Genomic DNA, 9,311 nt, shown 5'->3' with positions numbered 1-9,311 from the left:
TCTTCGGGGCGGGCGCCTTGGAGGGGGCCTTCGCCGGCGCGGGCTTCGGTTTGGAAGCTTTCGGCGCGGCCTTCTTGGGCGCCCCGGCCGCCGGCTTCTTGCCGGCCGGCTTCTTCTTGCCGGCGTTTTTGTTACGGGTCGCCATGGTCGGGAGGGCCCCTGGTCCTGAGCCGATATTGTATTTTTTCTGGCTGATTAAAGGCTTCCCTTTTGATCATTTATATTGACAGGTGCCACATGAACCACCCGAAACGGGGGTCGCAAAGGTCCGTCGGGACGGGGCGAACCCCTTTAAGTACCCTGATCCTACAAGGGCCGATTCCCCATGCGTGACGATCCCCCGGACTCGCGGACGACCCGCGCCGTCGTCCTTCTGTCGGGGGGCCTCGATTCGGCCGTCGCGCTCTGGTGGGCCCTTCGCCGGGGGTGGGAGGTCCACGCACTCGCGTTCGACTACCACGCCCGCCCGGAGCGGGAGCGGCGCGCCGCCCACCGTCTCGCCGAGGCGGCGCGGGTTCGCCTCACCGCGGTCCCGCTCCCCTTCCTGCGCGAGGCCGCCGACCTCGAGGCGGGCCCCTGGACCGGGAACGCGGCGCTCGCGGACGCGCCCCCCGGCTACGTGCCCGCGCGCAACCTCGTCTTCTACGGGATCGCAAGCCACGCGGCCGAAGCCCTCGGCGCGACGCGCGTCGTGGGGGGCCACATCGGCTCCGACGCCGAGACGTTCGGGGACGCGAGCCGCGCGTTCTTCGACGGGCTCAAGAAGCTGAACGCGACCGGTCTCTGGACGGGTCGGGCTCGACCGCTCTCGTTCGAGCTTCCCCTGAAAGGCCTCACGAAGCGCGAAGTGGTCGCGCTCGGCGTCTCGCTCGGCGTGCCGTTCGTCGCGACGTGGTCCTGCTACGAGGATGCGGCCGCCCCGTGCGGCGCGTGCCCATCATGCGTCGAGCGGCGCGGGGCGTTCGCGGACGTCGGCGTCGCCGATCCCGCGCTCGCGTGATCACGCCGCCGGGTCGTCCTTCTTCGCCTCGGCCTGCTCGGCCTCGATCGAGCTCGTGCGGCGACGCTTCAGCGGCGACTGGAACGCGCCTGCGGGCTCCTCGACGAGCGGCTTCGGGAGCGGATAGCGCTCGATCTGCACTTCCGGGACCGCGAAGAACTCGTTCAGGCGATTGACGGCCGGCTGCAGCATGCGCTCGAGGTTCGCGGGGGCATTCGCGAACGTCGCGAAACGGAAGTTCACGCGGCGGCGCGATTCCTCGAAGTCCCAGATCGCGACGACCTGCCCGTCCACGACAACGACGTTCGTGCCGTTGCCGGACTTGTCGTAGACGTAGGGCGCGCTCGCGCGGTCCACGTAGCGCGACCGGTCCCAGTACGCGTGCATGTACGCATCCCAATACGGGAGAAGCGTCGCGGTCGAGGGCTGCGGGGGCTGCACGCCGAGGAGATGACGCGATTTGCGCTTCGTCAGGAAGAAGGTGCCCTGCATCCCCTGGATGCCGATCTCGACCAGTTCCTCCCTCACGGCGTCGAAGGCGACCTGCGCCTCCGGGCCCTTGAGGCCCGACCACCACGCGAAATCCTGGAGCGACGCCGGACCGTAGGCCTCGAAGTACCGCCGCGCGAGATCCGCGCGCGCCTTGTCCGGCGGGGTCGCGGAGATCTCGATGCCCGGAAGCCAGTGCGCGAGGCGCTGGTAGGCGTGCAGGTTGTCGCGCCAGCCGCCCTTCGTCGTCGCGCGCACGAGATAGCCGCGCGCGCAGAGCGCCGAGAGCATGTGCCCGAGATTCTCCTCCTGGGGAAGCCCGGGCGGCACGAAGCCGCGGATCTCGTTCACCGTGAGCGGCGGCGCGCTCGCGAGGAGACCTCCGACGAAGCCCGCGATCTTGTCGAGCTCGGCTTCCGTCGCGTCGAGCTGCTTCAGCAGGCCCGCGACGGCGGCTTCAAGGGTCGCGCGCGAGCCCTGGAACGCGGTCGGGACGAGACCCTTCGGGACGGCGTAGACGACGCCGCGCATCGCCGTGATGCGCGCCGCGGTCTTGTCGGTGTAGAGCGCGTCCTCGAGCATCGCCTGCGTGAACCCGCGCACGCGCGCCATGAGGGCGAGCGAGATCGACGGCGCGGCCGCGTAGAGCCCGACCGCGCGCTCGAGCGCGGAGACGACGTCGGGAAGCGGCTTCCCGAACCCCTGCTCGGCGGCGACAAATTTCGTCGCGTCGCGACGCGTGACGCTCTGCACGCGACCCGGACGGCGCCGAACGCCCTTCAACGTTGGGGGCATCTTCAAGGAGCGCGGAAGGACTCCGGTTGCGTGGCCGACCTCATCAAGGGCGTCGAGGCGGAGCTGTTCTGGGCGCACGACTGGGCGCCCGAGCACTACGTTCCCCTCGCGGACGTGTCCGAGCCGGGCGACCGCGTCGAGGTGCTTCGCGGCCTCGTCCGCGCGTCCATCGCCCGCGGCGAGGCCGACGACGCCGAGCGCTGGACGAGGACCGCGATCGCCGCCGAGACCGCCGTTCCTCCGGACGTCGCGGCGCGCCAGGCCGCGCTCGAGGTTTCGCGCGTCGCCCTTCTGGAAGCCGAGACGACGGAGGCGCAGCTCGCGATCGTCCCCGATTACCTCGACCGCTTCCGCGGCGAATGGCACCGAGGCAAGGAAGGCCTCGTCTGGCACGCGTGCCTCGCGGCCGTCGTCCTGAACCTGAAGGAGGACCGCGAGTCCTCCGCGCGCCTCTTCGAGGACCTGGCCGGCCTCCTTTCCGCGCGCGTCGCCGCGGGCGGTCTCGTCTGGCGCGAGACGACGCAGTCGGCGTGGTATCGCGCGATGGTCGCGTGGCGCGCGTCCGCCCACGAGGACCGGGCGCGGGACGCCGAGACCCGTGCGCGGTCCTTCGGGGGTCCGTCGGGCTCGATGCGTTGACCCGTGGAGCGGCCGGTACAGGTCAGGGTCGGCGACGCTAACCGACCCCTCAAGAGGACGAGGACGGCGACCCCGACGCGTGCTCCGGATCGCCCTCGTCGCGATCGTCGCCTGCGCCGCCGCGGCCGGCGCCATCCATGTGCTCGTCGACTATTCGGGGACCATCGGACGGTCCTATCCCGACGGGCGGCCGGTGGCGATCGAAGGACGCCCGATGGGCGTCGCGGCGTCGCCCTCGACGCTCGACCTCACGGTGAAACGGGCGAACGGGACCGTGACGGTGACGTTCGACCGCGGCGAATGGTACGTCGCGGGATTGGAGCGGGACCTCCGCGGCCTGGATCGCATTCGCGTCGAAGGCGTCGTCACGGTCGCCCTCGACGTGAAGGCGACCGACGTCACCGCGCCCGACGCGCTCGGGCGTCACCGCTGGGACCGGATGGCCGTTGCGAGCGAGACGGAGCGGTCGCGGCTCGACGCGGAGTGGGACGCGTTCCGCGAGCGCGCATCGGCCATCGCGCCCGTCCCCGAGGCGGGTATTCCGCGCCTCACGATCGGTTGACCGCGTGGATCATGCGGCCGTGGACGCCCTCCGCGGCCTCCATGAGGGCCTCGGGCAGCGTCGGGTGCGTGTGGATGGTGAGGGCGAGGTCGTGCGCCGTCGCGCCCATCTCGATCGCGAGCGCGGCCTCGGCGATGAGGTTCGAGGCCTCCGGGCCGATGATGTGGACGCCGAGCAGAAGGTCCGTCTTCTTGTCCGCGACGACCTTCACGAAGCCGTCCGTGGCCTGCGTGCTCTTCGCGCGTCCGCTCGCGGCGAACGGGAATCGGCCGACGACGGGGTCGAGACCCTTCTCGCGCGCCTGCGCCTCGGTGAGGCCCACGGTCGCGATCTCGGGGTCCGTGAACACCGCCCACGGGAGCGCGCGGTAGTCGAGGGCCGCGCCCTTGTCGCCCGCGATGACCGCGGCCGCGGTGAGGCCTTCCTTCGAGGCCTTGTGGGCGAGCGCGGGGCCGGGCGTGATGTCGCCGATCGCGTAGATGGTCGCGACGCTCGTCTGCGCCTTGTCGTTCGTTTCGACGAGGCCCTTCGGGGTGACCTTGACGCCGGCCTTGTCGAGGCCGAGCGATTCCGTGTTCGGTCGGCGGCCGACCGACACGAGAACCTTGTCCGCGGGAAGGCGCTCCTCCGCGCCCTTCGCCTCGATGACGACCTGGACGCTCCCGTCCTTCTGGGGCTCGAGGCCTTTCGCCTTCGCGCCCGTGAGGATGCGGATCCCTTCCTTCTGGAGGGCGCGCGCGAGGACGCGCACGAGGTCCGGGTCCTGGCCCGGGAGGATCTGATCCATCGCCTCGACGACGGTGACCTCGCTTCCGAGGCGGCGCATCGTCTGGCCGATCTCGAGGCCGATGAAGCCGCCGCCGATGACGACGAGCTTCTTCGGGGCCTCCTCGAGGTCGAGCGCGCCCGTCGAGTCGATGACGGTCCTGCGGTCGAACTTGAAGCCGGGGATCTCGATCGGACGCGAGCCCGTCGCGACGATCGCGTTCTGGAAGCGCACGTTCGTCTCCTTCCCGTCGGCGCCGCGCACCGAGACGGCGTCCTTCGCGGTGAACGTCGCGGTGCCCTGGATCCAGTCGACCTTGTTGGCCTTGAAGAGCTGCGCGATGCCGCCCGTGAGGCCGTCGACGACGCCGCGCTTCCACGCCTGGAGCTTCTTGACGTCGACCGAGACGGGTCCGGTGGTGATGCCGAGGTCCGCCGCGTGTCGGATCTCGACCACGCGCTTCGCCGCGTGGATGAGCGCCTTCGAGGGAATGCAGCCGACGTTGAGGCAGACGCCGCCGAGGTTCTCGCGCTCGATCACGAGGACCTTCTTGCCGAGCTGCGCGGCCCGGATCGCGGCCTCGTAGCCGCCGGGGCCCGCTCCGATCACGAGGACTTCCGTGGTGCGCGTGTCCGCCATGCTGATCGGCTCGGAGACGGAGGGCCCGTTCTTAAGCCTAGCGTCCCCGGAAATCACGCGATCCGAACGTCGTAGGTTCCTTCGCCCGAGGCGAATTCCGCATTGCCCCCGAGGCCTTGCGTGGTGACCGCGGTGAAGCGCCAACCGTGCGCGCCGGGAGCGTTCGCGAGGCCGAAATCGAGAAACGCGCGGCTCGCGCGGCCTTCGGCGTCGGTCGTCCCCAGGAAGCGCGCCCGACCGAGGTCGCCCTTCGCGCCGACAGGCCACGACTCGAGGCTGTAGGCGACGTTCGCGGCCGGTCGCCCGTCGTCCCAAAGGAGCGTGAGCGTGAGCCGCGTGGGCGCAAGGAGCGTTCCCGGCGTCGCCGAGACCACGCCCACGAGGCGGTCGTCCACGAGGGCGATGCGGCAGCGCGTGTCGTTCGCTCCGCCGTCGTCCGTCGCGGTGAGGCACACGTTGTGCTGGCCGCTCGCGGCGAACACGTGACGCGGGTTGCGCGCGCTCGAGACGTTGCCGTCCCCGAAATCCCAGCGCCATTCGACGACGGCGCCGTCCACGTCGGTCGATCGATCGAAGAAGCAGAGGTCCGCGGGCGCGTCCGCGAAGCAGCCCCAGGCGAAATCCGCGAGGGGGGGCTCGTTGACGAGGCTCCGCACCCTGACGCTCGCGGTCGCCGAAGCGCTCGCGCCGTCGTCGTCCCAGACCGTGAGCTTCACCGGATAGAGGCCGCGCTTCGCGAACACGTGCTCCGGCGACGCGACGTCGCTCGTCGCGCCGTCGCCGAAGCTCCATGACCATCGCACGATCGCGCCATCGTCGTCGACGCTCGTGTCGACGAAGCGCACGGTCTCGTTCTCGTACACGATCGCCGGGTCGCGTCCGAACGAGGCGCGCGGCGCGACGTTCAGCACGTTGACGGATCGCTCGAGGATCGTGTATCCTCCGAGGTCGTCCGAGACGTTGAGCGTCACGCGATGGAGACCGAGGCGGTCGAAGCGGTGGGCGACAGCCGCGCCCCTCGCGACGTTCCCGGCCCCGAAATCCCACGTGAAGGTCAACGGGACGCCCGCGATGCCGGTCGCCGTCGCGACGAAGGTCGCATCCGCGATGCGGGTCGCGGTCGAAGGCGCCAGGACGCTCCCGAGGATGGGGGAGACGTTCACGGGCCCGGGAAGCGGCTCATCGGTGAGCGGCGGCGGCGCGGGAGGATCGACCTCGCTTCCGGCCGCAGGCTCCGCATGGGCGCCCTCGCAGGTCTCCTTCCGGGCGCCGCACGGATCGCCCCACCAGTTGCGCCTGAGGTCGATCGGGGCCGCGGGGGTCCCCGGCCACGAGTCGTCTCCGTCGGCGACCACGACATCCCATGCGCGGAAATTCGAGTCCCGGATCGTGAGGCGGGAATGCAGGTTGGGGGGAGCCGCATTCGGCCGCGGGTCGGCGCGGATGACGGCGCCATGGACGTGCGAACGGGTGATGGTGAGGTCGGCGCGGTCCGTGAGCACGACGGTCCCGCCGGCGAGGAGACTTTCCGAGAAGGATGTCGGCCCCTCGGCGTGCAGGATGTTGAGGTTCGAGTAGGATAGGCGGCTGCGCTCGATGCGGAAACCGGGCCCGACCGGAGGCTCGAATCCGGAGGCTTCCCGTTGCCCCGACGGATTCAAGGAATACATCATGCAGGATTCGCACTCGCCGCGGATCATGCGTGTGCCGATGCCCGAGAAGCCGACGGCGAGCCCCGACATCCTCGCATCCTCGATGACGAGCGTTCCACCCAGCTTGCTCCCGATGACGAACGAGGAGTCCTTCGGGCACGGCATCGTCACGCAGCCCCGATCGATCGAGACGCCCTTCACGAGAAGCGTGCCGCCGCGCGCCGCGACGTACGGGCCCGCGAGCGGGCCGCTCGGCACGACGAGGGTCGACGGATTCCCGGGCCCGCCGGCGACGCGGGGGGTGAACCTCAGGGGAAACGGCTCCGGGTGCGGACACGAGACGGCCGGGGTGAAGGTCGCAGTGCTTCCCCCCGCCGCCATGATGAGGTCGTCGCGGCCGCAGGAGGCCGTGAAGCTCACCTGGCTCGCGATGCCGAGGATGGCCTCCGCGAGGACGCCCGCGACGACGTTGTGGAAGACGTTGCTCGTCGACCCGGATACGCCGGCCGCGAGCGCGAAGACGCCGAAGGCGTTGTACTCGATCGAGGAGCCCGAGACGGTGAAGCCGTTGGCGATGGCGACGAGCACGCCGACCCGTTGCGCCGTCGAGGACGAGCCCACGAAGGATCCCCCGGGCGCGATCACGGCCGCCACGGCCGCGGCCCCGCCCACGAACTCGCTCGACGAGACGTCGGGCGCGGGGGCGAGAAGCGACACGACGCCGATGCCGACCTCGAGGAAGGTCGAGCCGCGGATGGTCGCGAACCCGAGCCCTGAAACGGCCGAGCTCATGTTGCGGAAGGTCGCACGCTCGATGGTGAGCGCGTTCTTCGCGCCGTTCGCGAGGTTCGCGACGTCCATGAGGATCGCGACCTCCTGGTTCTCGATCCGCGAATCCGCGATGCGCGCGCGCGATTCGGAAAGGACGATGGCGCCGGACGCGGGCGCCGGTTCGAGGATGCGGACGCCCGCGAGGCTGTCCTGCGTCGTCGAGCCGCGGTGGCCGAGAAGGATCGTGCCGTTCGAGAACGCGACCCATCCCGGCCCGGCTCCCGCGACGTCGAGGGTGCCGTTCTGACGGGACCCGATGTAGCCGCCCTCGAGATCGATCGAGCCTCCCGTGATCCGCAGGCTCACGCCTTGACCCGTGACCACGACCGCGGAGGTGCGGGACGGGGCCGACGACGCGGTCCACGTCTCGCTCGAGGAGACCACGCGCACGGGAAGCCGAGGACCGAACCCCGGGGGCATCCCCAGCGCGGCCGCGGAGGGTCGCGTCGCCGCGGGCGCGGGATCGCGCGTGTCGTCCGCGCCATAGACGACGACCTCCGCGTCTCCCCCGATGACGTTGTAGTAGTTGCGCGCGAGCGAGCAGCGCGAGCCGGGAAGAGAGCCCACGTTCGGGATGGTGATCCCCGTCGTGCCCCCATAGGCCGCGAAGACGGTGAGGTTGAAGAGGTTCTCCTCGAAGCGGACCGTCGCGTCGCCTCCGCAGAGGAAGCCCTTGACGTTCGCGTGGAGGACGTTGCGCGCAACGAGGACCGACGACGCGCCGTTGAAGCTTCCCGCGAGCCGGTTCGCCTCGAAGACGTTCGATTCGATGACGGCGTCGTCCTGCGCGCCGACCGCGACGTCGAGCCCTTCGAACCGGTTGAGACGGACGACGGTCGCCGCGGCCGCGAAAACGCCGTTCTCGCCGCCCGAGAACACGTTCGCCTCGACGAGGGGCGAAGCTCCGCTCGCGCAGAATCCGCAGGCGCCGCCCGCGTGAACCCCGATCCGCGTGGCGGCGAACCGGTTCGCGCGGATGTAGGCCGGGCCGTCGACGCCGATGCCGCGGCCGCCCGCGAACACGTTGTCCTCCACGAGGACGTCGCTCGCGCCGCCCGAGCACGGCGCGCAGAGGATGTCGATCCCCCCATATCCTCCCGAAAACGCATTGCCGCGCACGACGGAGGGCGCCCGGACGTAGACATGGTTCATCATTCGCGCGGTTTCGAACGCATTGCCCTCGACGAGCGCGCCCGGGCCCGGATAGGTGCACGCCTGGCAGCTCGACTCGAGGATGAGGGGATAGGAGCGGAAAACGTTCGCTCGGAGGGTCGCGTTCGGCGTGGCGATGACAGCCCACTCCCAGCGATCCCCCGTGAAGGCGCTCCGCTCGATCGTCACCGGTGCCGGGCCGTCCGCGACCTCGAGGGCGAATCGATCCAGCCGGCTGTCGAGGATCGTGAGGCGTCCGGCCGAAGCGATCGTGGCCCATCCGTCGGCGACGAGCGTCGCGTTCTCGATCGTCAGCGCGCCTCCGGGTCGGACGCTGAGGGTCAGGCCCATTCCGGCTGGAACGGTGACGTGGGCGAGCGCGATCGTGAGATTGCCCTCGATCACGTACAGGCCCGCGAGCTCGAGATTGCCGGTCCAGGTTCCGTTCGTGACGACCTCGCCGTGCTGGAGCGTTTTGAGCTGCGGTTCGGGGCGCCACCAGGCCGGTGCGGCCTGCCATTCGGGCGACGGCGGATGCAGCAGGGTCCGGACGTCAGGCGGGAGGCGATGCGCAAGCTCGCCGACGCCCACGCGGGCGAAGGCGCGCGAAGTCTCGTCGATCGCCTCGACGAGACTGCGGTCGACGCCGGTCGCCGCCCCGACCCCGGGCGCCGGAAGGGCGGCCCCCAGGCTCGGCGCGAGAAAGAGCGCGGCAAGGGCCGCCGCCAGGAGGCGCCGGGACGCCATGGCGGCGGGAAGCGCCGATGGCCGTCTTCAATTCTCGCG

The 9,311-nt window shown here is 70.6% G+C and carries 7 protein-coding genes; 4 read left to right on the top strand and 3 right to left on the bottom strand.

The genetic code is table 11. The features are described from left to right. Together VM889_06965 and VM889_06960 are read left to right on the top strand one after the other, a co-directional pair. The coding region (locus VM889_06965) for a hypothetical protein (protein ID HVL48279.1) at positions 1–227 on the top strand (227 nt) is incomplete at its 5' end. Between the two features lie 98 nt (positions 228–325). Continuing rightward, positions 326–1,000 carry a 7-cyano-7-deazaguanine synthase gene (locus VM889_06960; protein ID HVL48278.1) on the top strand — a complete coding sequence of 225 codons (675 nt, stop codon included), beginning with the start codon at positions 326–328 and terminating at the stop codon, positions 998–1,000. On the opposite strand, the gene VM889_06955 is transcribed toward VM889_06960, so the two are convergent. Beyond that, positions 1,001–2,242 (bottom strand): crosslink repair DNA glycosylase YcaQ family protein, encoded by a 1,242-nt coding sequence (locus VM889_06955; GenBank protein HVL48277.1) that lies wholly within the window; start codon positions 2,240–2,242, stop codon positions 1,001–1,003. Positions 2,243–2,314: 72 nt separating this feature from the next. On the opposite strand from VM889_06955, the gene VM889_06950 reads away from it, so the two are divergent. Continuing rightward, positions 2,315–2,923 (top strand): hypothetical protein, encoded by a 609-nt coding sequence (locus VM889_06950; protein ID HVL48276.1) that lies wholly within the window; start codon positions 2,315–2,317, stop codon positions 2,921–2,923. Positions 2,924–3,002: 79 nt separating this feature from the next. Continuing rightward, the gene (locus VM889_06945; protein ID HVL48275.1) at positions 3,003–3,485 is read left to right on the top strand and encodes a hypothetical protein; all 483 of its coding nucleotides are present in this window, start codon (positions 3,003–3,005) and stop codon (positions 3,483–3,485) included. Here the strand turns inward: VM889_06945 and lpdA are convergent. Next, complete coding sequence (gene lpdA, locus VM889_06940; GenBank protein ID HVL48274.1) at positions 3,472–4,890, bottom strand: dihydrolipoyl dehydrogenase; 1,419 nt, start codon at positions 4,888–4,890, stop codon at positions 3,472–3,474. The two genes, VM889_06945 and lpdA, sit on opposite strands and share 14 nt — an antisense overlap. 53 nt (positions 4,891–4,943) lie before the next feature. Further along, on the bottom strand, positions 4,944–9,272 hold the full coding sequence (locus VM889_06935; GenBank protein ID HVL48273.1) for a PKD domain-containing protein: 4,329 nt from the start codon (positions 9,270–9,272) through the stop codon (positions 4,944–4,946). Positions 9,273–9,311: the final 39 nt, after the last annotated feature.

This window comes from Candidatus Thermoplasmatota archaeon, assembly GCA_035540375.1.
In the GTDB taxonomy this organism is placed as follows: Archaea; Thermoplasmatota; SW-10-69-26; order JACQPN01; family JAJPHT01; genus DATLGO01.
Note: the sequence above shows the minus strand (reverse complement) of the source record. Positions and strands in the feature narration are given on the sequence as shown.

Bases quoted from the DNA above. Each gene is read 5' to 3' on its own strand.
- VM889_06960 (HVL48278.1), top strand. From the start codon at position 326: ATGCGTGACGATCCCCCGGACTCGCGGACGACCCGCGCCGTCGTCCTT.
- VM889_06935 (HVL48273.1), bottom strand. From the start codon at position 9,272: ATGGCGTCCCGGCGCCTCCTGGCGGCGGCCCTTGCCGCGCTCTTTCTC.
- lpdA (HVL48274.1), bottom strand. From the start codon at position 4,890: ATGGCGGACACGCGCACCACGGAAGTCCTCGTGATCGGAGCGGGCCCC.